The organism is Mycobacterium sp. SMC-21 (assembly GCF_045310825.1).
Taxonomy (GTDB): domain Bacteria; phylum Actinomycetota; class Actinomycetes; order Mycobacteriales; family Mycobacteriaceae; genus Mycobacterium.
In genome coordinates, this window is the sequence record NZ_JBJIAO010000004.1 from 277,492 (window position 1) to 302,295 (window position 24,804).

Here is a 24,804-nt window from a genome sequence, read left to right on the forward strand (position 1 = left end):
TGGGTCAGGACACCCCGAGGCGGGCCAGGACGTCTGCGTCGATGCCGTCGAGCTGGCTTTCGATGGCGGCGTGCGCGGTCCGCCGCTGCGGCGCCGGCATGTTCTCCGCCGCCGTCACCGCGGCGGACAGATCGGCGAGCTTGCTCGACAGCGTCGCCACGAACTGCTTGGTCTCGGCGTCCTTGGGCTTGTTCTCGGCGACCTGGCGCAGCGAGCGCTCCGCACCGGCGATCCGGGCGGACAGCGCGCCGCCGGCACCGGAGAACTGCCCGATCTGGCTCAGCGGAACACCCAGTTGGTCCGCGCGGCGCTGGTCGATGAGACCGCGCGCGGCAATCGCGGCCCGGTACGCCACGGGCACGACAACGGGGGTGAGGATTCGCGACACCATCAGCAGCCGGCGAATCTTGGTCGGCGACAGCAGCTTGCCTTCACGGACCGCCTGCAGCTGCGTTTCAGCAACCTTGAGTGCCATCTTGTCGCTGTCCCGCTGGGCTTTGACGCCGGCCCGGTCCCGTTTCGTTTGCCGACGGCCTTCCGCCTTGATGCGCCGGGCCTCGTTCTTGGCGGACAGCCGTGCCTCGAGTTTCGCCTTCGCCTTGATCGCCTTCGCCTCGGCGCGACGGGTTGCCCGGCTCTTGCGTCGCTTGAACAGGCCCATTCCGGCTGACCTCCCGGTCGTCTCGACACGTGTGCACGATCTTGCTGTGATGGTGACGTCACCTTATCGTCCGTGGGCCGGAATCGGGCATCGGGCCATGGGTCGAATTCCGCCGCAATTCGGGGGTGGAATTTCCCACATTTCTCGCTACTTTATCCAGCAAACAAAGTCCGGCGGCTGTGCGACAATTATTCGGAATTCATCGGAGCGGGTTTTTGATGCCATGAAAGCAGAGGGAACGATGGCGCCACGCCAACGAATAGCTACAGCTGCCGCGCTGATGGCATCTGGGCTGTTGATCGCTGGCCTGGGTGGTGCGAACGCCTTCGCTGATACGGCAGCTTCCGGTAGTGACTCGAGTGGCCACGGTGGCGGGGCTTCTCATGGCGGCACGAAGCCCGGTGGCAGCTCGTCCGCTGGTGGCGGGCACAAGGCCCCGGCGCGGCCGGCCAAGCCGACGGACGGCCAGTCACAGGCGCCGTCGGCCGGGGGCGCCGGTTCTGGGGGCAAAAAGGATAAGCGCGGTGCCTCCGGCGGCGTTGCCAAGAGTGGTTCTGAAGCTGGTGTTCACGACCCCGGCAAAACCGGTGAATCCGGCAAGAATGCGTCTGAAAGCAACGCCCCCAGCAAACAAAATAATGTCACTTCTCCGGGGCGGCCCGAGGATTCTGGAACGTCGAACGCGGCCGCTGGCGAACATCAGCCGTCGGCCGGCTCGTCGACTCAGCAGACCGAAACCGGTACGACGTCCGGCACCACCGCACCCGCGACGACGGGCGGGACAAGCCAACCGCAGCCGGCTGCCGCGACCGGTCCCGCGCCCGCGACCGCGGCGAGCGCCCCCGCCATCCGGTTCCCGAGCCTGCCCAACATCTTGAGCCTGCCGTCGCTCCCGGGTCTGCCCAAGCTGCCCGGCCTGCCCACCGCAGGCGGCGTCAAGCCGGGAAGCGGTTCGGACAGCCCCGCGTCGCCGACCGCGTCACCCACCAAGGCGACGGTCAAGGCGACCCCGGCCGGACCGACCACCAGCATCAACCTGATGGGTCTGACGTTCTCCCTGCCGTCCGCGGCTGTCCACACGTCGCCGACCGGGGCCGTGCAGAGCATCGATCTGACGAAGATCCCGTTGGCGTCGCTGGTGCCGCGACTGCCGAAGTGGGATCAGCTCCCGCAGTTGCCCGACATGTCGAACATCCCGGTGCTGGCGCAGCTCGCCGCGATCCCGGTTTTCGTCCTCGCCCACATCGAGCCGGTCTATGACTTCGTCGCAGGGCTCACCAACGCGACGCTCGACGCCGCGACGTCGCTGCCCTTCATGCAGACGTCGCTGTCGATGCTGAGTGCCCAAGTCGTTCCGACCATGAACCTGAACGTCGGGCGCCCGAACCGCATGCCGATGCCGGCTGCGGGCCTACCGCTGGCGCCGGTGCTGGATACGCCGGCGTTTCCCGCGCTGAAGCTCGACAACCCGGTCGTCGTCAGCGCCCCGGCAGAACTCCCGGCGGTGCGGTCGCCGCAACCGACCACGTTCGGCACCAAGAACGAGATCATCGCTGAACCCGCGTTCCGCGCCGGATATCCTGACTACCTGCGTGCAGCCGGTCTCAGCGAGGTGGCCGCGGTGGCCGTTCCCGGCTTCACCGGCATCCTCATCCTGACAGGCGCGGGTGGCCTGGTCGGCTACCGGCAGGCGCGCGCTGGTCACGTGGTCCGCCGCAGCGGCACTGCACGATTTATGACCTGAGGCAATGGGTCTGCGGCACAATTGATGGCAACCGTGCCAATCGCAGCGAAAGGGGGTTCGGCATGCCCGCGAGCCGCCGTGTCACACGCGCAGTCAATTCGGTGCTGGATCTTGCCCCGCGACGTGGCGAGGTCTCACTTGCCCGTCTCGTCGAAGCAGTCAGCGAGGACCGTGGCCGCCCGATCGAGGTGACCATGGCCGACCTGCCGCCCGGCGTCTGTGGGCAGTGGCGCCAGTACAACGACCGTGACGTGTTCCTCTTGCAGAAGGGACTGCCGGCCGGTGACCGGACCCTCGCCCACGAGCTCGGCCACCTGGTGCTGGGTCATGAGGGCGTGTCCGTCGTCGAGGCCGCCCGCGACTCCATGGAGCTGGCCAGTTCCGATCTCATCGGCTACATGCTGAATCAGCGGACCGGCTGTATGGGGCCGGCCGGTGAGGAAGCCGAACAGGAAGCCGAAGATTTCGCCGCGTTGCTCATCCACCGGCTGGGCCGGCTGCCTTCTGACCGCTCCTCGATCGTCCAGATCCGTCTCGGCGAGGCGTTTGGTTGATCATCTGGGTTATCGCCGGCCTGCTCGGCCTGGCGACCGGCCTGCGTATCGGTTGGGCGCTGGTCAACAAACAGTCCCTCGTCAGTGCCGCGATGATCGTCGCGCTGGGCAGTCTCGGCCTGGTCGCGGCACTGAACTGGGAGCCGCTCACGCTCCTGCTCGACACCATCCTGCATTGGCCGAACGTGTCCAGCATGCTCAGCCAGGTGGCGCTGATCGCGTGTGCCGCAGGCAGTTGCGTGATGATCACCTCGGCATCGTCGAGTCGTAAACCGCTCGTCATCCGCCGCATCGCCCTGGCCCAGTACGGCGTCGCCGGGGCGATCGCGTTGCTCACCCTGGTGCTGTTCTTCCTGACCCCGCAGCAGCCGGAGATGGCGCCCGAGGAGTACCTGCGCAGAAATCTGGGTTCGGGCGGCAACTCGTTGTCGTGGCTCTTGCCGTTGTTGTACGTGTTGTTGGCGCTGACGCTGGTGGCGTGGGCCGGGGTGCGCAATTCCAACCGCACCCGACGGGGCCGCGCTCTGTTCGTCTTCAGCGTCGGCATCGTGCTGATCGTGCTGGCCAGCGCCTTCATCCTGTTGCGGGCGGTGGGCAGCACTCAACTGGTCGGTGTCGGCGCGGCGGCGACCATTCTCGGCTGCGCCATGCTGGTGGTGGCCGGCGGCTCGCTGCTGCCCAGTGTCGAGGACTGGTTCGGGGCGCGGCGCGAACTGCGGACCATCGCCCCGCTGCTCGCCGAATTGAGTCGCCGCCATCCGAACATCGGGATCGGTGTGCGGCCCCGCGGTCCGCTGCTCTTCCGGGTGGCCGAGCAGATGTCGCTGATCTCCGATGCGCTGTACCTGGAGGCCACCGCCGTCCTGGACGGTGCCGGTGAGGCCGCCGGCTCCGGACGCGTCGACGTGGCGCCGGATGTGCAGGCGCGGCGGGTGGCCAGCTGGATTTACGACGGGCGTAGCAGCCGTCCGAAGGGCGGTTCGCGGACGAAGTTCCCGGGGCCGAGCTGGCTCAGGCAGCCCGCGACGTATTCGGATCGGGAGTGGATTCTGGCGATTGCCGCGCAGTACCGCGAGCTGGATCGGCAGGGTAAGGCGGATGCGCCCGGAACCGCCGCGAAGGCGTCTGTCGGTCGCGTGAAAGCAGTACGACCAGCGGATTAACGGAATCCGCTGGTCGTAATGTGGTCGAGCCCGGTCGGGCTAACCGGTTCAGCTGTCGAGGTTCTCCTGGCGGCGCAGCTCGTCGACCTTGTCGGCCAGGTCCTTCTTGGCTTCGGGGGACAGGCCGACGGTACGAGCGGCAATGCGGCGGATGCCCTCGTCGCGCATGTTGGCGAGCCAGGTCAGTTCCTTGTCGAGCTTCTCGTAGTACTCGTCGTCGGTGAAGTAGGCCGGCTTGATCCGGAAGAAGTTGGCAAGCGCCGCCATGGTCGCGACAGACGGGTTGGTCCGGTTGCCCGAACGCAGCTGCGACAGGTACGGGGCCGACATGGTCACACCCTCGGCCTTGAGTGCAGCGATCACCTCGGCGGATGTGTGGGGGCCGCGTCCGGGCGGGTAGACGGTGTCAAACAGCCGGTTCAGCCGAGCGGCGAACGTCATGCTCATCGGTTATTCCTCCACTTAGCGATATCTGCAGGCGTCAGTGTCACTATTTGCTGACTATCGTAGCGAGAGTTGCGCCGGGAACCAAGTGCAAACCACGGAAAACTCGATCCAGCTACCAAATTTGTCGGCTCAAAAGGCTCCGAGCTGGGGATCTGAGGGTGGATCCCGGTGCCGGCCCGCAGCCTGATGAGGCAAATTTTGACGCGTATGCTATTTTGCCCGAACCTCGACTGCACGTCGCGTCACAGTCGCTGTCGGGCGGTAGACGATTCAGCAATCCGGCGGGGTGGCGCTCGATGTCGTCCGAAGTGTTTGCCATCAGCGTACCGACGATTAACCGGAGCGGCGGGGCTCGGCAACCACGCGAGCCATACGTGGCGCGCCCGAGACCGCCGGCCGGTGACCTGGGGAAATTCTCGGCCTCTTTGCTGTTAACCCACTGTTGGGTCAGGCGGCAAGCAGCATCGCCAGAATGGCGGTGTCCGGATGGCTGATGGGATCGACGCCGACCCTGCTGACCATCGAGGTGATGGTGCCGTCCGCTTCGGCTTCCACCCACGCGGCCCGATGATCCAGTCCCAGGTAAGGCAGTCCAGGCAGGAGCAGGCAGCCGGACGCGGCGCCGCGGCACTCCGGAAGGGACGGCGTCGTCTCGGCAGGCGGGTGAAGCATCAACAGCGCCGTCGGCTGATGGTCGGCGAAATATCCGGGTGTCACTGCTGCTTCGCCAACAACGGGGCCTTCGGCGAGAACGAGGCCGACGGTTCCTGGCTGTGGATGTTCTGGCAGTTCTTCGCGCGTGCCGAAGACGGTGGTCGTTGCCAGCAACCCGGGCAGTGATGCGACACGGACGGCGACCATCAGTAGCTGGGCCCATTCCTTGGTGGAATCCGGCCACCGCCCGGACACCACGAACCCCTTCAATGCGCCGCCGGAATGGAACGGCGCAATCTCGACGGCTTGCCCAGACCTCTCCATGGCTGCCCTCCGGTACCTCGATCAGCAATCAGTCGATACGGCAGTGGATCGCTGATTCCAGGGTGCGGCAGTGACGGGTTAGCACGCAAGATGGCCCGAGTGCCAGAAGTGTCACGTGAGCCGAGAGTGGCTTCCGGCTCGCGCGGGGGGAGCTTCGGTGGTAAACGAGAACGGGGCGCCGCGCACATGCGCGACGCCCCGTTACCGGAAAGCGTGAGATCAGCCGAAGATCAGACCGTTGGTCTTGGTCGTGGCGGCGGCGAAGCGCTCCTGCACGTCGGCCCAGTTGACGACGTTCCAGAAAGCCTTGACGTAGTCCGCCTTGACGTTCTTGTACTGCAGGTAGAAGGCGTGCTCCCACATGTCGACCTGCAGCAGCGGGATGATGCCCAGCGGCACGTTGGCCTGCTGGTCGTACAGCTGGAAGGTCAGCAGACGGCCGCCCAGGCTGTCGTAGCCGAGCACCGCCCAGCCCGAGCCCTGCAGGCCGTTGGCGGCCGCGGTGAACTGCGCGCGGAACTTGTCGAACGAACCGAACTGGTCGTCGATGGCCGCGGCCAGCTCGCCGGTCGGCTTGTCGCCACCGTTGGGGGACAGGTTCTTCCACCAGATCGAGTGGTTGACGTGGCCGCCGAGGTGGAAGGCCAGGTTCTTCTCGTTCAGGAAGATCGCGGCGTGGTCGTCGCCGGCCCGCGCCTCTTCGAGTTTGGCCACCGCGTCATTGACGCCCTTGACGTAGGCCGCGTGGTGCTTGCTGTGGTGGATCTCGTTGATCTGACCGGAGATGTGCGGCTCCAGGGCGCCGTAGTCGTAGTCCAGGTCCGGCAGGGTGTACTCAGCCACAGGATTCCTTCCTTAGATGATCGCGTGCGGGATCAACGACCCTAGTTGGGGTTCGTCCACAGATCCCAGACCACATTGCTCCATCGCTGCGCGCACCGCAAGGACACCCCCGGAACAGGGGTGGGATCGGTGCCTGTTGGGCCTTTAGACCAGAACGATCAGAACGAGCACGACGAGCAGGACCAGCGCGATGATTCCGGCGCGGACACACGCGACGAGTTGGCTGTGTGTGCGGGACGGGAACGCCGATTGCCACTCGGGCGATGCGCCCGAACCCGGACGCAACGGATGTGCCGCCATTGCATACTCCCTGACCTGCCAGAACAACCCTGAGTTCCCGATTTCGAGCGGAGTGAGGATTGTCACAACCCGATGTTGTGACGCCGATCATAACTGTTTGCCGGCGGGACGGGGAAATCGGGCCCCATCGGCGGCGGGCCGGATTTGCGGCCCCGGATTTACTTAGCCCGGCAAGCTTTTTCGCTCACGCCGCGTGTCGGCCTGTTGATCAACGGGGACCAATGGCCCCTTGTTTATCCCCAGTCAATTATGCGTTCGGCGCGCTGTGGCCGGTAAGGCCGTCGGCGGGCCTCCCGTCGCCCTGTGGATGAACCTGTGGAAACTGTGGATAGTTCTGCGATTGCTGTCATGGCGTGCTGTGGTGGCGTGAGCCCCGCCCGTGCCAGCATGTACGCATGGATGATGATGTGCACGTGCCGCAGATCGACGTCGATCAGTTGCCCACCGCGTTCGACTCGGACGCGGTCCTGCTCGACGTGCGGGAAGACGATGAGTGGGCCCGTGGCCACGCCGCAGGGGCCCAGCACATCCCGATGAGCGAGGTGCCCGCCCGGCTGGGGGAGATCGACGGTGATGCCGCGCTGTACGTCATCTGCCATGCCGGCGGCCGGTCGCTGAAGGTCTCGCACTACCTGGCGCGCAATGGGTTCGAGCCGATCAACGTCAACGGCGGGATGCTGGCGTGGGCCGGTGCAGGTCGCGCGATCGTCACCGACGACGGCGCCCCCGGCGCCGTCTGACGGGCCCGTAGGCTGGTTCCGTGATCCAGGTCTGTTCCCGGTGCTCGACGCGTTGGAACGTGCGTGATCGCCAGCGTCAGTGGTGCCCGCGCTGCCGCGGTCCGCTGCTGGCCCCCGACGCGCAGGCGCCGGCCGGGCAGACGAAGTCGGCGCGCGGATACCGGTGGATTGCCGTGCGGCCGGGTCCTGCGCCTAAGCCACGGCGGCAGCGGCCCCCGTTGGGGCCGACCCCGCATTACGACCACATTCCGCGCTGGGGCCTGACCGAAGAGTTCGCCCAGGATCCGGGGCCGCCCGCCGCGCCGGAGCAGACGCATCGCGGACCGTCGACGGCTGTGGTGCAGACGGTCGCGGCCATCACGATGATCGCGCTCGGCGCCGCGGCGTTGATGCATGTCGTGCGCTACGTCCTGCTGCTGATCAACCGCACCGTGCTGCTGAACCCGTGGGTGGCCCTCGCCGGCAGCTGGCTCGGCGTCGCGGCCGGCGTCGTCGCGTTGTTCGCGGTGCTGGCGACGGCGATCGTGCTCACCAACTGGCTGATCGCCCGCCGCGCGGCGGCCTATCACCGCGCCGGCACCACCGAGCCGCGCCGCCGCTGGGTGCTGTGGGTCGGCTGCCTCGTCCCGGTGGTCAACATGTTCCTCGCGCCGGTGTTCGTCACCGAGATGGCCACGGCCGAGAACCGCGTGAATGCGTTGCGCCGCCCGATCGGCATCTGGTGGGCGATCTGGGCCGTGTCGGGTCTGGTCGTCGCGTGGTCCATCGTGGGCATGTTCGCGACGGACCCGCAGGGCATCGCCGACAGCACCGAGGTGACGGTCATCGCGTACCTGATGGGCATGCTGTCGCTGGCGATGGTCCTGCGCGTCTATCACGCCTTCGAACGGACGCAGGCCGACGCACCCGCACAGCGCTGGGTCGTCGTCGACGCGGAGCAGGCCGAAGAATCAGGTGCCCAATCGGCGGTTCCGGTTGAGCCCACAGCGGAGGAACCGGCAGCATAGGACCATGGGCGTGGACGGCACTGGCGGGACGGACGGCACACGCCACAGCTCTTTCGTGGTGGCACACCGTGGCGCATCGGCCGAGCGGCCCGAGCACACGCTGGCGGCCTACGAACTGGCGCTGAGCCAGGGCGCCGACGGCCTCGAATGCGATGTCCGGCTGACCCGCGACGGACATCTGGTGTGTGTCCACGACCGCAAGGTGGACCGCACGTCCAACGGCACCGGGCTGGTCAGTGAGATGAGCCTCGCGCAGCTGCGCGAATTGGATTACGGCGCATGGCATCCCAGCCGGGCCGACGGCGGCCAGAGTTCGGCCGGCCTGCTCACCCTCGACGACCTGATCCGGCTGGCGCTGGACTGGGGCCGGCCGGTGAAGCTGTTCATCGAGACCAAGCACCCCGTGCGGTACGGCGCGCTCGTCGAGAGCAAGGTGCTCGCGCTGCTGCACCGGTACGGCATCGCGGCGCCGGCCTCCGCCGACCTCGCCCGCGCCGTGGTGATGTCGTTCTCGGCGGCGGCGGTGTGGCGGATTCGCCGGGCCGCACCGATGCTGCCGACCGTGCTGCTCGGCGAGACGTCGCGATACCTGGGCGGCAGCGCGGCGACGACGGTCGGTGCGACGGCAGTGGGCCCGTCGATCACCACGCTGCGTGAGCATCCCGAACTGGTCGACCATGCCGCCGCGCATGGGCGTGCGCTGTACTGCTGGACCGTCGACCATTACGAGGACGTGCGCTACTGCGCGGATCTCGGTGTCGGCTGGGTCGCCACCAATCACCCGGGCCGAACCAAGGACTGGTTGCAGAACGGGTTGACGGGCGCGGGCCGGGACACCGGCCAGGACGCCGGGCAGGACGCCTAGGCCTGACCGCCTAGAGGTTGCCGCCGGCGGCCGCGGGCGCGGTCGGGTCGGCAGCACCGGTGCCCGCCAGTTCGCGGGCGACGAAATCCTCGAGATTGAACAGGTTTTCGCCGGCGCGGTCGGCGATCTTCACCAGCGTGGTGATGGTCGCGACCTCTTCGACCTGCTCCTTGAGGAACCACTGCATGAACTGCTCGCCGAGGTAGTCGCCCTCTTCGCGGGCCACGCTGGCCAGCCGGCTGATCTGCTCGGTGACGACGCGTTCCTGGGTGAGTGCGAGCTTGAGCGCATCGGTCGGCGAGGCGAAGGTGTTGCGCACCGGGTCCACGCCCGGGATCTCGACGTCGATGTCGCGATCGAGCAGGTACTTCACCAGCATCATGGCGTGATTGCGTTCTTCGACGGCCTGCGCATAGAAGTGCTTGGCGAGCTGGGGGAGGTCTTCGCCATCGAAGTACACGGCCACCGCAATGTATTGCTGAGACGCGCCGAATTCGCTTCGAATCTGTTCCTGGAGCAGTTGGTGGAATTTCGTTTCGAGGCGTGTCGCGTCGGTCATGAAAGTGAAGATAGTGCAGGTCAAATGGCCTTGTCATGCAAGGTCAACCTAATTCAGGAAAGCATATCCTTACCCGGTGTGACGTATGCAATATCCATTAATTCGAATTGCTGAATGCGAATAGGTAAGGCTTGGCTGACGTGATGGGGAATTCGCCCGGAATTACGCCGGGTGCAGCCAGCCCAAATGGCGGGCGGCCAACGCGTAGCCCACGAACGCCACCGCATCGATCACGCCGTGCCCGATGATCAACGGCCACAACCGGCCGGTGCGCCGCCAGGTGTACCCGAACACCAGACCCATCGCGATGTTGCCGAGTCCGGCGCCGAAACCCTGATACAGGTGGTAGGCGCCGCGCAGCAGAGCCGACAGGACGAGGGACTTGGTCGCCGAGACGTCCAACTGGCGCAGCCGGGTCAGCAGGAACCCGACGACGATGATCTCTTCGGCCCAGGCGTTCGCGAACGCCATCAGCAGCAGCACCGGAATCCGCCACCAGGTGTCGCCGAGCGTGCTCGGCACGACATCCACGCCGATGCCCAGCGCCCGGCCGGCCACGTACAGCCCGAGTCCGGGCAGACCGATCAGCGCGGCCAGGCCCAGACCGCCCAGCAGATCGGGGCGCCAGCGGAAGCGGCCCAGACCGATCGCCGCGGGCCGGAAGCCGCTGCGCCACAACAGGTACAGCGCCAGGAAGCCCCAGCCGACCAGGGTGATGACGGGACTGAGGTTGAGCAGGAAGTCGATGAAGTCGATCGGGGAGCGACGGCGGTTGAGCGCGACCTTCTGCCCCGACAAGCCGAGGATGACGGCCTCGGCCAGGCTGACCACGGCCGTGTAGGCCGACAGGCCGAACGTCACGGCCAGCACCACGGCGATCTCGAGGCGCAGCGCGCGACGTTCGGTGTGTTCCTGCTGCGGCCCGGTCATCGCAGCTACGGTAACCGGCGCTTGTCTAATGCTCGGCGCGCAAGCGGCTCATCGTCCTGATGCTCTTCGCGCAAGCGGCTAATCGACGCCCTCAGATCTTGCGCGCGCGGAGCCCGTTGAGGAACGGGCAGCCCATCAGGGTGCGGATGGCTCGGCTCAGGCCGGTGACGTCGTCGACGGGCTTGGTGAACGGCAGCCGGACGTCATGGTCGCCGTCTTCGCGTTCGATGCGCAGCTGGACGCCGTAGCGGTCCAGACCCAGCGGGCGCACGTGGCCGTGGCGCAGCGTCACCGGCAGCCGGCTGGCGAGCCGGTCGACCATGTCGCGGTGCGCGCTCTCCATGTGCTGCACCCAGTGCGACTCCATGGCGCAGAACGGGTCGGGGCGGGCTTCCAGGAGCGCGCCGACGGGCACCGACTCGGCGCCGGTGGCGTCGGCCACCACGACGGACTCGATCTCGAGGCGGACCAGCGTGTAGGGCGTGTCGGTGTCACCGGCCCCGGAGCCGGTGTTGACCTGCAGCAATGCCGGGTGCGGGTGCTCGGAGGCGATCAGGTCGAGCATGGCCGGGACGCGGGCGGACGGCACATCGTGGAGACGTCCGCGAAACCAGACGAGGGAGCGGACCCGTTCGCGCAGCGGCAGGGCAGCGAGGTCGGTCAGCTCCAGCATGGCGGCGACGCCAACGGCCCCGGCGGCCGTGACGGTGGCGGCGAGCAGGCCCGCGGCCGGCACGGTCAGGGCGACGGAGCCGTCGGCCAGCAGGTGATGCACGGGCGTGGTCGTCGGTGTGACGCCGTCGGCGGCCAGGGTCGCGTCGGCGGCCCGGGCGCACGCGCTGCGGACACGTTCGGCCGTGGTCGGTGCTGCGATTGTCGTCGTGAGGTCGCGCATGTCCCGCCTTCGCTGGTAAGTGAGGTAAGCCTAAGTTAACTATCGCGGGGTGTTGGCGCAAGGCCTATCGAAAGGCCCGCGTCGCGGGCGTCGGCCGACCGGCAGCCAGTAGGGTTGCGGCGTGGCACGCATCGCCTATCTCGGGCCGCAAGGCACCTTCACTGAAGCGGCCATGTTGCAGTTGGTCGCCGGCGACCCGGATTTCGAACCGGTCGCCTGTGACAGCTCGAGCGCGGCCGTGGAGGCCGTCCGGGCGGGGGACGCCGACTACGCGTGCGTGCCGATCGAGAACTCCATCGAGGGCTCGGTGCTGCCGACCATGGACAGCCTGTCGTCGGGCAGCGGAGTGCAGATTTTCGCCGAGCACACGCTCGACGTCGCGTTCAGCATCGTCGTCCGGCCGGGGGTCACCGCCGCTGCGGTGTCGACCATCGCGGCGTTCCCGGTGGCCGCGGCCCAGGTGCGCCGCTGGCTGGCAGACCGGCTGCCGCACGCCACCCTGGTGCCCGCGATCTCCAATGCCGGTGCGGCGCAGCAGGTTTCCGAAGGTCTGGTGGACGCCGGTGTCAGTACCGCGCTCGCGGCCGCGCGGTGGGAACTGGACTCGCTGGCCGACGGTGTGGTCGACGAGCCCAACGCCAGAACGCGCTTCGTGCTCGTCGGCCGTCCGGGTCCGCCGCCGCCGCGCACCGGCGCCGACCGGACATCCGTCGTGCTGCGGTTGCGCAACGAACCGGGTGCCCTGGTCTCCGCGATGACGGAGTTCTCGATCCGGGACATCGATCTGACGCGCATCGAATCTCGGCCCACCAGAACGGAATTGGGCACGTATATCTTTTTCCTGGATTGTGTCGGACATATCGACGACGCGCCGGTCGCCGAGGCGCTCAAGGCGCTGCACCGCCGGGTGGCCGACGTGCGGTACCTGGGGTCGTGGCCGACCGGAGTGGCTGCCGGCGCGGCGCCGCCGGTCACCGATGAGGCAGCGCAGTGGTTGGCGGGGTTGAGAGAGGGGCAACGCGGATGAGTGGCCGTTTGGTTCTGGTGCGGCACGGGCAGTCGGAGGCGAACGTCGCCAAGCGGCTGGACACCCGGCCGCCGGGAGCGGCGCTGACCCAACTCGGCCGGCAGCAGGCTCGCGATTTCGGGATCGACTGGGCGCACCCCGTCGGCCTCGTCGTGCATTCGGTCGCGGCTCGCGCCCAGCAGACCGCCGCCGAGATCGCAGACGGGCTGGGCCTCGATCCGGTCGAGGCGCACGGGATCCACGAGGTGCAGGTCGGTGATCTGGAAGACCGCAGTGACGCGGCCGCCATCGAGCAGTTCGACGCCATCTACGAGGACTGGCAGCGCGGCAAGCTGGATGTCGCCATGCCGGGTGGCGAGACCGGCCGCGAGGTGCTGGATCGGTACGTGCCGGTGCTGACGAACCTGCGCGTGCGCAGCCTCGACGATCACGACTGGGTCGGGGACATCGTGGTGGTGAGCCATGGTGCCGCGATCCGGCTGGTGGCCGCCCACTTGGCCGGTGTGGACGCCGATTTCGCGTTGGAGCATCACCTGCTCAACGCCGAATGCGTGGTGCTCAGCCCGATCACCGACGGCCGGTGGAGCTGCGTGCAGTGGGGTGCGAAGACGCCGCCGTTCTACCCGGGGCACGACCCCGAAGCGCCGCCGGCGCCCGACCCGATGGCCTGACTATCCGGTGGCGCGCAGACCCATCGCGGGTTCTGCGCAGCCACACCCGACCACGTCGCAGTCGATGCGCAGGGTGTGCTCGGATTCGGGTAGCGCGCACATCTCGTCGGTACATTCGGCCGGCAGGCCCACGTGCACGATGACCGTGCCGTGGCAGTGCGCCAGCCCATCCACGCAATTGCGGCAGGTGGTGCTCATGACCTCTGTTGTAGCACCGCGGTCCGACAAAACCGCGGTGCCGCGCGGCTCAGCCCCAGCCCAACTCGTGCAGCCGCTCGTCGTCGATGCCGAAGTGGTGGGCGATCTCGTGGATCACCGTGATGGCCACCTCGTCGACGACCTCCTCCTCGGAGTCGCACATGTCGAGCAGGGCGTCGCGGTAGATCGTGATGGTGTCGGGCAGCGCGCCGGCATAGAAGGAATCGCGTTCGGTGAGCGCGACGCCCTCGTACAGGCCCAGGATGCCGGGATCGTCGGGGTTCCGCGGCTGCACCAGCACCACGACGTTGTCGAGCGCCGCGGCGAGCCGGGGCGGGATCAGGTCGAGCGCGTCGGACACCAGCTCCTCGAACCGCTGCTGCCCCATACGGACAGGCATGGCTACGGCGCGGGCGCGGGCACCACCGGTCCGGGGGGTGCGCCCCCACCCACGGGTCCGGCCGGCGCCGGTGCGGGTGCCTCCTCGAGCGGCGGTCCGTCCAGCGGCGCGCCGAATCCGGGCGGCGGCGCCGGCGCGGGCGGCGGGCCGTTGAGGAATGTGTTGCCCTGCTGCTGCTGAGGGCCGCCGGGGGTGGTGTTGCCGTGCTGGTTGGAGGTGTCGGTCTGGCCGGGCATGTGCTGGTTGCCCTGCGGCGACTGCGACGTCTGCTGGTCGCGCTGGTTCTGGCTCGACTGGCTGGAGGAGCCGGACTGCGAACCCTGCGACGAGGACGACGACGAGGACGACGACGAGCTCTGCGACGACGTGTCCACCGGCGGCTCGACGACCGGGATCGGCGGGAGGTTCAGCCGTTCCTCCGGGATGGCCGGCGGTGCGACGGGCGACTGCCCGTTGATCAGCAGCGGTCCCTTGGCGCTGTTGACCAGCGTCGACCAGCCGCCGTTTCCGAGCGACGAACCGATGCTGCAGGACACCTGCCGGCTGCCGGCGGTCCAGCTGGGCAGCGCGATGGAACTGTAGATCAGCGTCAGTGTGGTGGCACGCAGCTGCACCGGGGCCAGGTACTCGTCGGTGGCCTTGGTGCAGTTGTCCTTGATGTACGCCAGCTGGTCGGGTTCGGCCGGCATGACGTCGTGGTACTTGTCGGCCAGGTTGACCGCGCCGGTGACCTCCATGGCGTGCGGCGCCGAGCAGTCGACCGGAATGTCGATGGGCTGGTTGGTCGCCGGGTCGATGCCGAGGCAGGTGCCGGCCGGCCACACCTTGGACTGGTCGACGTCCGCGACCTTGCCCTTGTAGGCCAGCTGCTGGCTGTTCGGGCCGAGCAGCTGCAGGCCGCACAGCATGCGGCGCTGGCCCTTGGATTTCCAGGCCTTGTCGCCGGACCAGACCAGGCTGACCGCGAACTTGCCGTTGGGGTCGTAGCGCGGGCCGAGGTAGTCGCGCGCCGCGTTCTGGCACTGCTCCTGGCTGATCTGTTTGATCCGGGCGTCGGACGGCGGCGCGGCATCGGGGCCGTATTCACTGCCCGGGAACGTCCGCATGTCCAGGGACTCGGCGACCTCGAAGCGGTGTTCGTTCTTGCAGTCGACGATCTCGACGGCGTCGGGCGAGCGATCCGGCCAGTTCAAGCACTCACCGGGCTTGGCGTGGTCGAGGGTGTCACTGACACGGCCGGCGTTGACGCGGCCCGTGTTGAAGCCGAGTCCGGTCGGACCGAGCGAGCCGTCCGGCATGACGGTGAGGACACCGGCGATGAGCAGTCCGCCGAGCGCGGTGAGGACGAGCGCGCGCTGCGTCCCGGTGGCATGCATGCCATGCATGCGCTGCCGCCAGGTGGTCGTCGTCTTCGGCGCGTCTGGGGGCGTGTCCAGGCCCTGTTCGACTGCCGGGGGTGCGTCCAACATCGGTTCCATTGTGACAGCCGCCGTAGGACGTGTGACAAGAGTTGCAGTTGTACTGTTATGTGGTTGTGCCCGGGCCCCGCTAGAGGCCCTCGACATTCCACGGCCGCGGCGACAAAAGTAGTCTGACGCCCGTGATCGACCTCAAGTTGCTCCGCGAAGATCCGGACCGGGTACGGGCATCGCAACGGTCCCGTGGCGAAGACCCCGGCCTCGTGGATGCGCTGCTCGACGCTGACGCGGCCCGGCGCGCCGCCATCGCCGAGGCAGACACCGCACGCGCCAACCAGAAGGCGGCGAGCAAGCTCGTCGGCGCGGCCTCGCCGGAAGAGCGGCCCGCGCTGCTGGAGAAGGCCAAGGAACTGTCCGCGGCGATCAAGGACATCGAGGCCCGACAGGTCGCGGCCGAAGAGGCGTTCACCGCCGCACACCTGGCGATCGGCAACGTCATCATCGACGGCGTGCCCGCGGGCGGCGAGAGCGACTTCGAGGTGCTGGATGTCGTCGGTACGCCGACGGAGATCGAGAACCCCAAGGACCACCTCGAACTGGGCGAGGCCCTCGGCCTGCTGGACATGGAGCGCGGCGCCAAGGTGTCGGGCTCGCGGTTCTACTTCCTCACCGGCCAGGGCGCCCTGCTGCAGCTCGGTCTGCTGCAGCTGGCCGTCCGGCTGGCCACCGAGAACGGGTTCACCCTGATGATCCCGCCGGTGCTGGTGCGGCCGGAAGTCATGCGCGGCACCGGATTCCTCGGCGCCCACGCCGACGAGATCTACCGTCTCGAGGCCGACGACCTGTACCTCGTCGGCACCTCGGAGGTGCCGCTGGCCGGCTACCACTCCGACGAAATCCTGGACCTGTCCGAGGGTCCGCTGCGGTACGCCGGCTGGTCGTCGTGCTTCCGCCGCGAGGCCGGCAGCTACGGCAAGGACACCCGCGGCATCATCCGCGTGCACCAGTTCGACAAGGTCGAGGCCTTCATCTACTGCAAGCCCGAGGACGCCGAGGCCGAGCACCAGAAGCTGCTCGCCTGGCAGCGCCAGATGCTCGCCATGATCGAGGTGCCCTACCGTGTGATCGACGTCGCCGCAGGCGATCTCGGTTCGTCGGCGGCCCGCAAGTACGACTGCGAGGCCTGGGTGCCGACGCAGCAGGCCTACCGCGAGCTGACGTCGACCTCGAACTGCACCACATTCCAGGCCCGGCGCCTGTCCACGCGTTACCGCGACGAGAACGGCAAGCCGCAGACGGCGGCGACCCTCAACGGCACGCTCGCCACGACGCGCTGGCTGGTCGCGATCCTGGAGAACCACCAGCAGCCCGACGGCAGTGTCCGGGTGCCCGAGGCGTTGGTGCCGTACGTCGGCACCTCGGTGTTACAGCCCAAGTAGAAGAAACCACGTCGGCGGGGGCATGACGGTGGCACAACCGGTGCGGGTGACGGTGCTCGGCCCGGTACGGGCCTGGGTCGGTACCGATCCGGTGGACCTGGGCGCGCGCATGCAGCGGGCGCTGCTCGCCCGGCTGGTGGCGGCCCGCGGGCACACGGTGTCCGTCGACCGGCTCATCCACGACCTGTGGGAAGGCGAACCGCCGCCCAAGGCACTGTCGGCGCTGCAGGTCTACTTCTCGCATCTGCGCCGCGTCCTGGAGCCTGATCGCCAGCGCCGGGCACCGGCCCGCATCCTCGTCAGCGCCGCGCCCGGATACTGCCTGCGGCTGCCGGACGACGCCGTCGACGCCTGGTACTTCGAAGCGAAAGTGACTGCGGCGCAAGATGAATCAGACCCACGGCGGCGCGCCCAGCTGCTCGACGAGGCGCTGGCGGGCTGGGCCGGTGAGCCGTTCGCGGGGGCCGGTGACGCCTTGTGGGCGGTGCCGGAGGTGGCACGGCTGACCGAACTCCGGTCGGCCGCGGTGGAAAGCCATGCCGCCGCGCATGTCGAGCTCGGTCGGTACGGCACCGCGGTCGCGGCGCTGGAAGGACACGTCGCCGCGCATCCGGGACGCGAAGGCGCGGCCGCAGTCCTGGCGACCGCCCTGTACCGCACCGGTCGGCAGGCCGACGCGCTCGAGGTACTGCGGCGCACCCGCGAGCACCTGATCGACGAGCTGGGCCTGGAGCCCGGCCGCGCGCTGCGCGATCTCGAGCGCGACATCCTGCGGCAGGCCGACCATCTGGAACCGTCGCGGCCCGCGCCGGTCCGGGCGACGGCGCCGGAGGTCCCGGACGCGGCGCCGCGCGAACCGGCGGGCCTCGTCGCGTACGGCCGGGCCGAGGAGCTCGCAGCCATCGACGCCGCGGCACGCAGCGTCGCCGCCGGTGTCAGTGCGGTGCTGTGGATCGGCGGCGAGGCGGGCTCCGGCAAGACCACGCTGGCCGCGGCCGCCGCGGCCCGGTTGCGCGCGGCAGGCTGGCGGACCGTGCACGGCCGGTGCCAGGAGGTCCACGGCGCGCCCGCGGGCTGGGCGTGGACCGAGGTGCTCCGGGAGCTGGGCGATGCGACGGATCAGGACCGGCAGGCGCTGGCCCCGCTGCTGCACGACCGCGCCGCGGCCGAGCAGGGCACGTTCTGGCTCGGGCAGGCGGTCGCCGACGCTCTGAGCGCCGTCGCCGAGCAGCAGCCGCTGGCCGTCGTCCTCGACGACCTGCACCGCACCGACGGCCTGACGCTGGAGCTGCTGCGGCTTGTCGCCGACCGCACCCAGGACCGTCGCGTCCTGGTCATCGCGACGTACCGCCCGTCGGAGGATCGCGGCGAACTCGAGGTGGCGCGGGCGGCGCTGACGGTGCACACGTCGGCGCACCTGATTCTCGGCGGGCTGGACGCCGCGGCCACGGCCGCCGTCGCCGCCGACTGCGGACTGACGACCAGTGGCGAGGCGCTGCGCCTGCTGCGCGAACGCACCGGCGGCAACCCGCTGTTCGTGCGGGAACTGGCCCGGCTGATGGCCGCCGAGGGGCCCGACGCGGTGTGGGCGTCGGTGCCGGTCGGCGTGCGCGATGTGCTGCGGCGCCGGCTGGCCCGGCTGCCCGGCCCGACGGTCACCGCGCTGCGTCAAGCGGCCGTGCTGGGCCGCGACATCGATGTCGACCTGCTGGCCGAACTGGGCCGCAGTGACCCCGACGATCTGCTCGACGCGCTGGAACCGGCCGTGCTGCTGGGCCTGCTCGACGAACCGACGCCCGGCCGGCTGCAGTTCGCGCACGGGCTGGTCCGCGACACCCTGTATGAGGACACCTCGAAACTGCGGCGGTCGCGGTTGCATGCCGCGGCGCTCGAGCTGCTGCGCGCGCCTGGTCGCTCGGTCGATCCGGCCGCGCTGGCCCACCACGCCGTCGCGTCTGCGACCGCGGAAACCGCTTCGGCGGCAGCCGATTTCGCCACCGCCGCTGCTCGGGACGCGGGTTCGGTCGGGGCGCATGCCGAAGCCGCCCGGCAGTGGCGCGCCGCGGTCCAGATGCTCGAACTGGCCGCCAGCCGGCAGCTGGCGCCGAGCGTGGCGATGCTGGACCAGGACATCGAGGTCCGCTGCGGCCTGATCGCCGCGCTAGCGCAGTCCGGCGACGCCGTCACGGCGCGCAGTGAGATGAAATGTGCGCTGCAGCTGGTCTCGGGCCGGTCGCGTGACGACCTGGTGGTGCGCATCCTCACGGCGTGGGACACCCCGCTGGTGTGGCGCGACCGCGAGTACGACGAATCCGACGGTCAGATGATCGGGCTGCTGCGGCACGTGCTGGCCGGCGACGTCTCTGCGGCGGACCGCATCCGGCTGCTCAAGGCGCTTTATGTCGAGCTGGAGGGCAACGACCCGGAGGGTGCGCTGGCCGCCAGCACCGAGATGCTCGCGCTGGCGCGGCAGGTGTACGCCGACGATCCCGGAGCGGGCCGCCTGCTGTGCACCGCGCTCAACGTGCACGCCTTCTGCGCCCTCGGCCCCGACCTGGACGGCGAGCGCGACGTGCTCGCCGCCGAACTGCTGCAGACCGCGGAGGCCGCCGAGCAGGCCGACTACCAGGCGGTGGCGCACTGGCTGCTGTCGCTGGCCGCCGGCAACCGGTCCGACCTGGCGACGGCGAAGCGTCACGTCGACCTCGCGGTGGCGCGCGCGAGCACCGGCCAGCTGGTCCATCTGCTCGGCGTGCTGGGGCTGTTCCAGGCCCGGATGTACCTGCTCGCCGGCCGGTTGGAGGAGGCGGTGAGCGCCTACACCGACCTGGCCGCGCGGATGGCCGAAAACGGCGCTGCCAACGGCGCCAAGCTGGCGATGGTCGGCCGGGTGACTGGGGAGTTCTGTCTCGGCGACCTGGGCACCCTGGCCGACGAGCTGGTGTTCTTCTACCGCGAGATTTCGGTCGCCGCGTTGGACGCGGCGGTGCTGGCGCTGGTCGCGCGGGGCCGCGAGGCCGAGGCCCGGGCGCTGTGGCCGGACCGCAAACCGATCGAGCGGGCCTATTTCTGGGTGCCGTTCACCGTGCTGCGCGTCAATGCCGCGGTCGCAATGGGTGACCTCGACGAGGTGCGGGCCCGGGCCGCCGAACTCGAGCGCTACTCCGGCAGCATCGCCGGGCTCGGAGTCGACGGGCTCATGGTCGGGCCCGTCGACGACGCGCTGGCCGCGGCCGCCGATGCGCTGGGCCGGCCCGACGAGGCCCGCGCCTACCGCAAGGCCGCCGACGCGCTGCGGTCCCGGCTCGCCGCCGAGGCGTTGAGTTTCATCGACTAGCCGGCCAGGGCCTCGTACCGGCTCTCCGCGAGGTCGCCGAAGACGGTGCGCACGACGCGCCGGTGCCGGAACATCAGGACCGCCAGAAACGCCCGCAACCCGATGCTCAACTTGCCCGCCATCGAGGCGCGCTCGTCGTCGGTCATCACGGCCAGTGAACGCGGGCCGTCGAACGACATCCGGCTGCCGGCGCGGGCGGCTGCCTCCACGTCCTCCCAGTCGTCCACCGATACGTGCTCGGTGATCAGCGGGAACAGGTCGAATTCTTCGTCGTTGATGTGTTCGGTCAGCAGCGCGGTGAGTTCGGCCAGTTCGAACGCCATGAGGAACGCGACCTTGCGGTCACCGTTGGACAGCCGGAACGCCGCGGCGCGCGCCCGCAGCTGATCGAGGCGCGGGTCCAGCGCGGCGTGGTCGTCGGTGAGTTCGCTCAGGTCGAGGTGAGCGCCGACGCTGGCCTGGATCACCGGCCACAGCACGGTGTCCTCGGTGCTGTGGTGGTGATGGATCGAGTCGCACAGCATCTCGATGTACTGCGAGATGGCGCGAGCCCGGGCGGGCGTGCAGATGACGTCGCGGTCGCGCACGGCCTTGGCCAGCTCGGTGAGCCGGACCAGGTCGACGAGCATGGCGCGGTGCGCCAGCCTGATGCCCAGCAGGTCGGGCTTGGGCTCGCCGGCCTGGCGGGGTGCGACGCTGACGGCGGGGACGGAGGTGGGCACAGCAGACTCCTCGTGATCGGTTGCGCACAGCGTGGTGCCCGTGACTTAAGCGCGACTTGGTTGTGGCTTGTCGGTGCTGGTCACGGCCGCAGTAGGGTGGCAGCCATGATCGATCTCGACCTGGACGACATGCGTGGCTGGTTCGGCTTCGGGGTGGCGGGCAATTTCGCCGGGCACCTCGAACAGGCCGGGGAGGCAGTCGATTTCGTCAACGTCCGGTCCGAGGGCGGGGCACCCAAGGGCATTTTTCCGTGGTACGCGCCGGGCAGCGATACGTTCCTCGGCGAGTTCCCGCTGTCCACCGATGCGGTGCAGCTGCCGGTCAGTGACACCCCGCTGAACCTGCAGATCGAGCCCGAGGTCGGGCTGGCGTGCGAGGTGTCGTGGTCGGGCGACCGGGTGGTCGGGCTGCGGCCGTTCGCGCTGGGCGCGTTCAACGACTGCTCGATCCGCCGGCCCAACGCGCCGAAGATCAGCCACAAGAAGAACTGGGGTCCGGCATCCAAGGGGGTGGCCCCGCAGTTCTTCGCCATCGACGACCTGAGCCCCGACGGTCCGACGTCGTCGCTGCGGCTGGCGAGCTTCCTGGACGACGGCAGCGGCGTCGAGCAGGCGTACGGCCAGGACAGCCCGCTGCTGGGCTACTCGTACTACGGGACACAGCTGCTGGACTGGATCGTGGACCGCCTGGCGAACCAGAAGGGTTCGGACGACACACCTTTGGAGGATGTCGGCGCCCTGATGGTGGCGAGCGGTCACCCGAGGAATCTGCTCGTCGGCATCGGCGCGACGCGCTACACCGAGCTGGGGGAGTCCACCTACCTCAAGCCGGGCGACCGGGCGATCGTGCGCGTGTACGACACCGCCTCCGACGACGTCTCGGAGTTGCTGCAGACGGTGCGGACCGCGAATTAGCCGGGTTCACCTCGCCGGTTTCGGCGTAGCATTGGTGCACGTCGGGGCCATCGGCCGGAGGTGTCCATGATGTTCGACTCGACCCGCTCTCTCGTCCTCGCGTCCACGGTGATGCTCGCGTTGGGCTTCAGCGCTGCTGTGGCCGCCGCCGATCCACCTGCCCCGGGTACCCCGTGCGGCCAGGACAAGGTGATCACGTCCATCAACACCTGCGAGCCGCTCAACTCGTCCTGCACCGGCTACGACGGCATGCTCATCGGCCGCGTCGCCGCGGACGGGCGGTGCGTGATTCCGGGGCTCGACGGCACCAGGTGGTAGCAGCCGCCATTTGGTCACTGTCGGCGAGCGGCCTGCTCTCCCAGTAACTCGTCGAGCGTCGCCAGAAACTCCTTGGGCCGCAACGGGGTACAGGCCGGCGCCGGGGTGGTGCCGACGACGTCGAGGGTCACCAGCGTCGACTTGATGGGCCGCCAGATGTCCAGCGGCAGCCAGCGGCGCGGGTCGGTGCCGCCCCAGATCAGGAACCGGTCCATGATGAAGCCGAGCGACTCGGCCTTGTAGCCACGGACCGCGCTGAGCGGGATGATCTTCGACGTGCCCGACGGAAAGTGGTAGCGGCGCAACGTGATCGCCTGCCGGTCCAGGAAGATCTGGCCGTCGTCGTAGTGCGCGTCCGGGCGAGCGCCGGACCGGGCGCTCGTCACCGCTTGGCGCTCCGCAACTCATGACCCTTGGAGGTCAGGCAGCGGCCGTTGTCCAGGTTCCACTGCCAGCCGTGCAGATTGCAGGTCAGTGTGTTGCCCTCGACGATCCCGAACTTCGACAGGTCGGCCTTCAGGTGCGGGCACCGGCGCTGAATTTCGTAGCCGCCCAGCTCGATCGACGCCGAGGTGTCGTGCGCCTCGGCGAACCAGCCGTCGGCGTAGGCGATGCGCTCGTCGGTCAGGCACTTGAAGAACGTGTACAGGTACTCGTTGTAGCCGCCGACCCGCCACGCCTGGAACCGGGTGGACAGGAAGATGGTGTTGACCCAGTCCGGCTCGTCGTCGCGCAGCACGGTGCGCACCAGCTCGGGTGCGATGCCGAAGCCGTAGCGGAACTTCTCATCCGGAATCGCTTCCCGCACAGCCCGTTTCGGAAAGTCCAGGACCACGGTCTGAGATTCGACCCCAGTGCCGATCCTCAATTCAACCGGATAGCCGATGCCGTCGCAGATCTGGTCGCTCTGCACCATGATCGGTTCGAACTTGGCGCGCAGTGGCTCCAGCAGCGAATCGCCGGAAGCCGGTGCCCAGGAAGCCTTTTCGACAGCCAGCACGGGCGCCATGCGCTGCGCGTAGGCCTCGATGTAGGCGGCCTTGCCGGTGGTGAAGATCGCCTCGGCCTCGGCGTCCGGAATGGGGTGCACAAGCGAGTCGAGCGCCGACCCGGTGAACGTCGCCACGGTGCCCGGGATCATCAGCAGCCCACCGTTGTGGCCGTGGCTGCGCAGCTGGTCCAGGAACACCGCCTGGTCGGGGAAGATGTTGGCCGGATCGTCGTGATCGTCGTTCAGCCAACGCAATTCGGGATCCAGGAAGCATGGCGGCCCGGCCGACGGCACCACCCAGGTGGCGCCGACCTGCGCGATGTACTGGCGACAGCGGTCCATCTGGCGCTGCCGCTTCTGGGTGCCGAAGGCCTCCTTGGCCCGGGCCGGCATGTCGTAGACCATGGGGTACCAGATGGCGCCCGAGTACTGCAGCATGTGCACGTCGACGTCACCGAACTCGGTGGCCACCATGTCCAGATCGATCGGGCGGGCGTCGTTCATGTTGAACGCGACGGTCTCGCCGTCGGACACCACGAGGCCCGAGTCGCCGATCGGGCCGTCGGCCGGGGCGCGCAGGGCGATGATCATGATGTCCAGATCACCCTTGGGCCCGCTGACGCGGTGCTTCACCGAATCGGTGGTCTCGAAGAATTTGTGGAAGCCCAGGGCCTCGAGCTCGCGACGCAGGTCCGGCACCGGGTAGTCGGGCAGCAGCACCGTCGCGTCCTTGTTGACGTGCGCGCGCAGGTGCTCCGGGTCGAAGTGGTCCTTGTGCAGGTGGCTGACGTACAGGTAGTCGCAGTCGCCGAGCGCATCCCAGTCCAGCCGGCTGTTGTCGGGGAACGGGAACCACGACGCGAAGTAGGCAGGGTTCACCCACGGGTCGCAGAGAATGCTGCCCGCGGCGGTATCGATCCGGAATCCGGCGTGTCCAACGCTTGTGACCTGCACAAATGCCCCTTTTGGCGGTGACGAGTTCGCCAGCGAGTCTAGCTGGATTCCGGAGCGTCCCAGAGCGAGCGGTAGTAGTCGATGCGTTCGTCGTCCCGCGCCACCCCGTAGGCGTCCAGCAGGGCGGCCTCGTAGTTGCCGGGGTAGTTCCAGTCCAGGGACATGGTGGCGATCGCGAGGTCGGCCCACCGGTCGGCCACCCCGAGGTCCCCGATGTCGACGTGCCCGACGAACGCGCCGTCGTCGCTCATCAGGGTGTTCGGCGAGCACGCGTCACCGTGGCAGACCACGAGGCGGTCCGGATCGGGGACGTCGACGACCCAGGAGGGCCGCCCGAACGGGCAGTCCGCGACGGGCAGCGCGTCGTGCATGGCCCGCAGGCCGGCCCCGATCGCGCGGGCCGCGGTCTCGGGATCGTCGGACCACAGCGGGTCGACGGCGGAGCGGCCGGGCAGGCCCGCGGTGTGCAGCCAGCCCGGTCCCGCGCCGAGCACGCGCGGGACGGCTATGTACCGGACGGCCCAGCGCAGCCGGACGGCCTCGTCGGTCAGCAGCGGCGCGTGCTCGGCGGGATAGGTCTTCACGTACTCGGCGCCGGCGCCGATGGCGAACGTCACGCCGCCGAGTTCGTTCTCCCAGACCGCGGTGACGGGACGGCCGGCGGCGAGGGTGTCGACGACGTCGGGAACAGGTACGGGTCCGCTGGGGAAGGTCACCCACCCGACCTT

At 68.8% G+C, this 24,804-nt stretch carries 27 protein-coding genes; 12 read left to right on the plus strand and 15 right to left on the minus strand.

Annotated features, from left to right (window positions below):
• Window positions 1–4: 4 nt before the first annotated feature.
• Window positions 5–661, minus strand: a complete 657-nt coding sequence (locus tag ACJH6H_RS06940) for a DUF6474 family protein (protein WP_212807597.1) — start codon at window positions 659–661, stop codon at window positions 5–7.
• Between the two features lie 874 nt (window positions 662–1,535).
• Here ACJH6H_RS06940 and ACJH6H_RS06945 point away from each other — a divergent pair.
• The 3 genes from ACJH6H_RS06945 to ACJH6H_RS06955 all read left to right on the plus strand — a co-directional run bounded on the left by ACJH6H_RS06945 (window position 1,536) and on the right by ACJH6H_RS06955 (window position 4,122).
• Window positions 1,536–2,405 (plus strand): hypothetical protein, encoded by an 870-nt coding sequence (locus tag ACJH6H_RS06945; RefSeq protein WP_406774505.1) that lies wholly within the window; start codon window positions 1,536–1,538, stop codon window positions 2,403–2,405.
• 62 nt (window positions 2,406–2,467) lie between these two features.
• Window positions 2,468–2,959 carry an ImmA/IrrE family metallo-endopeptidase gene (locus ACJH6H_RS06950; RefSeq protein ID WP_061006642.1) on the plus strand — a complete coding sequence of 164 codons (492 nt, stop codon included), beginning with the start codon at window positions 2,468–2,470 and terminating at the stop codon, window positions 2,957–2,959.
• A complete protein-coding gene (locus ACJH6H_RS06955; RefSeq protein ID WP_406774506.1) occupies window positions 2,956–4,122 on the plus strand; it encodes a hypothetical protein in 1,167 nt (388 codons plus the stop codon). The genes ACJH6H_RS06950 and ACJH6H_RS06955 overlap by 4 nt, the downstream gene beginning before the upstream one ends.
• Before the next feature lie 48 nt (window positions 4,123–4,170).
• On the opposite strand, the gene ACJH6H_RS06960 is transcribed toward ACJH6H_RS06955, so the two are convergent.
• The 4 genes from ACJH6H_RS06960 to ACJH6H_RS06975 form a co-directional block, all read right to left on the minus strand.
• Window positions 4,171–4,569, minus strand: coding sequence for a transcriptional regulator (locus ACJH6H_RS06960; RefSeq protein ID WP_406774507.1), 399 nt, complete (start codon window positions 4,567–4,569; stop codon window positions 4,171–4,173).
• A gap of 447 nt (window positions 4,570–5,016) precedes the next feature.
• Window positions 5,017–5,547, minus strand: a complete 531-nt coding sequence (locus tag ACJH6H_RS06965; RefSeq protein WP_020099576.1) for a hypothetical protein — start codon at window positions 5,545–5,547, stop codon at window positions 5,017–5,019.
• A 219-nt stretch (window positions 5,548–5,766) separates the two neighbouring features.
• Window positions 5,767–6,390 carry a superoxide dismutase gene (locus ACJH6H_RS06970; RefSeq protein ID WP_212807586.1) on the minus strand — a complete coding sequence of 208 codons (624 nt, stop codon included), beginning with the start codon at window positions 6,388–6,390 and terminating at the stop codon, window positions 5,767–5,769.
• A gap of 144 nt (window positions 6,391–6,534) precedes the next feature.
• On the minus strand, window positions 6,535–6,690 hold the full coding sequence (locus tag ACJH6H_RS06975) for a hypothetical protein (RefSeq protein WP_212807585.1): 156 nt from the start codon (window positions 6,688–6,690) through the stop codon (window positions 6,535–6,537).
• A gap of 395 nt (window positions 6,691–7,085) precedes the next feature.
• Here ACJH6H_RS06975 and ACJH6H_RS06980 point away from each other — a divergent pair, with 395 nt between their 5' ends.
• The 3 genes from ACJH6H_RS06980 to ACJH6H_RS06990 are packed head-to-tail and all read left to right on the plus strand — an operon-like array spanning window position 7,086 to window position 9,302.
• Window positions 7,086–7,430, plus strand: coding sequence for a rhodanese-like domain-containing protein (locus tag ACJH6H_RS06980; protein ID WP_212807583.1), 345 nt, complete (start codon window positions 7,086–7,088; stop codon window positions 7,428–7,430).
• 59 nt (window positions 7,431–7,489) lie between these two features.
• A complete protein-coding gene (locus tag ACJH6H_RS06985) occupies window positions 7,490–8,437 on the plus strand; it encodes a DUF4328 domain-containing protein (RefSeq protein WP_244872730.1) in 948 nt (315 codons plus the stop codon).
• Window positions 8,438–8,441: 4 nt separating this feature from the next.
• Window positions 8,442–9,302: a glycerophosphodiester phosphodiesterase gene (locus ACJH6H_RS06990; RefSeq protein WP_212807579.1), complete on the plus strand. Its 861-nt coding sequence runs from the start codon at window positions 8,442–8,444 to the stop codon at window positions 9,300–9,302.
• A 10-nt stretch (window positions 9,303–9,312) separates the two neighbouring features.
• Here the strand turns inward: ACJH6H_RS06990 and ACJH6H_RS06995 are convergent, their stop codons facing one another.
• From ACJH6H_RS06995 to ACJH6H_RS07005, 3 genes are all read right to left on the minus strand, one after another.
• Entirely contained in the window at window positions 9,313–9,861 is a 549-nt protein-coding gene (locus tag ACJH6H_RS06995; protein ID WP_212807577.1) for a ferritin, read from the minus strand.
• Between the two features lie 162 nt (window positions 9,862–10,023).
• The gene (locus ACJH6H_RS07000; protein WP_212807576.1) at window positions 10,024–10,791 is read right to left on the minus strand and encodes a CPBP family intramembrane glutamic endopeptidase; all 768 of its coding nucleotides are present in this window, start codon (window positions 10,789–10,791) and stop codon (window positions 10,024–10,026) included.
• Window positions 10,792–10,882: 91 nt separating this feature from the next.
• A complete protein-coding gene (locus ACJH6H_RS07005; protein WP_212807575.1) occupies window positions 10,883–11,686 on the minus strand; it encodes a DUF2470 domain-containing protein in 804 nt (267 codons plus the stop codon).
• A gap of 121 nt (window positions 11,687–11,807) precedes the next feature.
• Here ACJH6H_RS07005 and pheA point away from each other — a divergent pair, with 121 nt between their 5' ends.
• Together pheA and ACJH6H_RS07015 are read left to right on the plus strand one after the other, a co-directional pair.
• A complete protein-coding gene (pheA, locus tag ACJH6H_RS07010) occupies window positions 11,808–12,713 on the plus strand; it encodes a prephenate dehydratase (RefSeq protein ID WP_212807573.1) in 906 nt (301 codons plus the stop codon).
• On the plus strand, window positions 12,710–13,384 hold the full coding sequence (locus tag ACJH6H_RS07015) for a histidine phosphatase family protein (protein ID WP_212807571.1): 675 nt from the start codon (window positions 12,710–12,712) through the stop codon (window positions 13,382–13,384). The genes pheA and ACJH6H_RS07015 overlap by 4 nt, the downstream gene beginning before the upstream one ends.
• On the opposite strand, the gene ACJH6H_RS07020 is transcribed toward ACJH6H_RS07015, so the two are convergent.
• From ACJH6H_RS07020 to ACJH6H_RS07030, 3 genes are read right to left on the minus strand one after another with little or no spacing between them, the layout of a single operon-like run.
• A complete protein-coding gene (locus tag ACJH6H_RS07020) occupies window positions 13,385–13,582 on the minus strand; it encodes a hypothetical protein (protein ID WP_212807569.1) in 198 nt (65 codons plus the stop codon). It abuts the gene before it with no gap.
• Between the two features lie 49 nt (window positions 13,583–13,631).
• Entirely contained in the window at window positions 13,632–13,982 is a 351-nt protein-coding gene (locus ACJH6H_RS07025) for a metallopeptidase family protein (RefSeq protein WP_212807567.1), read from the minus strand.
• A 2-nt stretch (window positions 13,983–13,984) separates the two neighbouring features.
• Complete coding sequence (locus ACJH6H_RS07030) at window positions 13,985–15,460, minus strand: septum formation family protein (RefSeq protein WP_212807565.1); 1,476 nt, start codon at window positions 15,458–15,460, stop codon at window positions 13,985–13,987.
• A gap of 122 nt (window positions 15,461–15,582) precedes the next feature.
• On the opposite strand from ACJH6H_RS07030, the gene serS reads away from it, so the two are divergent.
• Complete coding sequence (gene serS, locus ACJH6H_RS07035) at window positions 15,583–16,839, plus strand: serine--tRNA ligase (RefSeq protein ID WP_212807563.1); 1,257 nt, start codon at window positions 15,583–15,585, stop codon at window positions 16,837–16,839.
• Between the two features lie 22 nt (window positions 16,840–16,861).
• Entirely contained in the window at window positions 16,862–20,176 is a 3,315-nt protein-coding gene (locus ACJH6H_RS07040; protein ID WP_406774508.1) for a BTAD domain-containing putative transcriptional regulator, read from the plus strand.
• Here the strand turns inward: ACJH6H_RS07040 and ACJH6H_RS07045 are convergent.
• Window positions 20,173–20,898, minus strand: a complete 726-nt coding sequence (locus ACJH6H_RS07045; protein WP_212807559.1) for a hemerythrin domain-containing protein — start codon at window positions 20,896–20,898, stop codon at window positions 20,173–20,175. The genes ACJH6H_RS07040 and ACJH6H_RS07045 overlap by 4 nt on opposite strands.
• A gap of 105 nt (window positions 20,899–21,003) precedes the next feature.
• Between ACJH6H_RS07045 and ACJH6H_RS07050 the strand changes: the two genes are divergently transcribed.
• Both ACJH6H_RS07050 and ACJH6H_RS07055 read left to right on the plus strand, forming a co-directional pair.
• Complete coding sequence (locus ACJH6H_RS07050) at window positions 21,004–21,813, plus strand: DUF5718 family protein (RefSeq protein WP_406774509.1); 810 nt, start codon at window positions 21,004–21,006, stop codon at window positions 21,811–21,813.
• A 69-nt stretch (window positions 21,814–21,882) separates the two neighbouring features.
• Window positions 21,883–22,131, plus strand: coding sequence for a hypothetical protein (locus ACJH6H_RS07055; protein ID WP_244872731.1), 249 nt, complete (start codon window positions 21,883–21,885; stop codon window positions 22,129–22,131).
• Window positions 22,132–22,145: 14 nt separating this feature from the next.
• On the opposite strand, the gene ACJH6H_RS07060 is transcribed toward ACJH6H_RS07055, so the two are convergent.
• From ACJH6H_RS07060 to ACJH6H_RS07070, 3 genes are read right to left on the minus strand one after another with little or no spacing between them, the layout of a single operon-like run.
• The gene (locus ACJH6H_RS07060) at window positions 22,146–22,517 is read right to left on the minus strand and encodes a hypothetical protein (protein WP_406774510.1); all 372 of its coding nucleotides are present in this window, start codon (window positions 22,515–22,517) and stop codon (window positions 22,146–22,148) included.
• Window positions 22,514–24,076 carry a Rieske 2Fe-2S domain-containing protein gene (locus ACJH6H_RS07065; RefSeq protein WP_406774511.1) on the minus strand — a complete coding sequence of 521 codons (1,563 nt, stop codon included), beginning with the start codon at window positions 24,074–24,076 and terminating at the stop codon, window positions 22,514–22,516. The genes ACJH6H_RS07060 and ACJH6H_RS07065 overlap by 4 nt, the downstream gene beginning before the upstream one ends.
• Before the next feature lie 38 nt (window positions 24,077–24,114).
• Window positions 24,115–24,792, minus strand: coding sequence for an aminoglycoside 3'-phosphotransferase (locus ACJH6H_RS07070; protein ID WP_212807552.1), 678 nt, complete (start codon window positions 24,790–24,792; stop codon window positions 24,115–24,117).
• Window positions 24,793–24,804 lie beyond the last annotated feature (12 nt).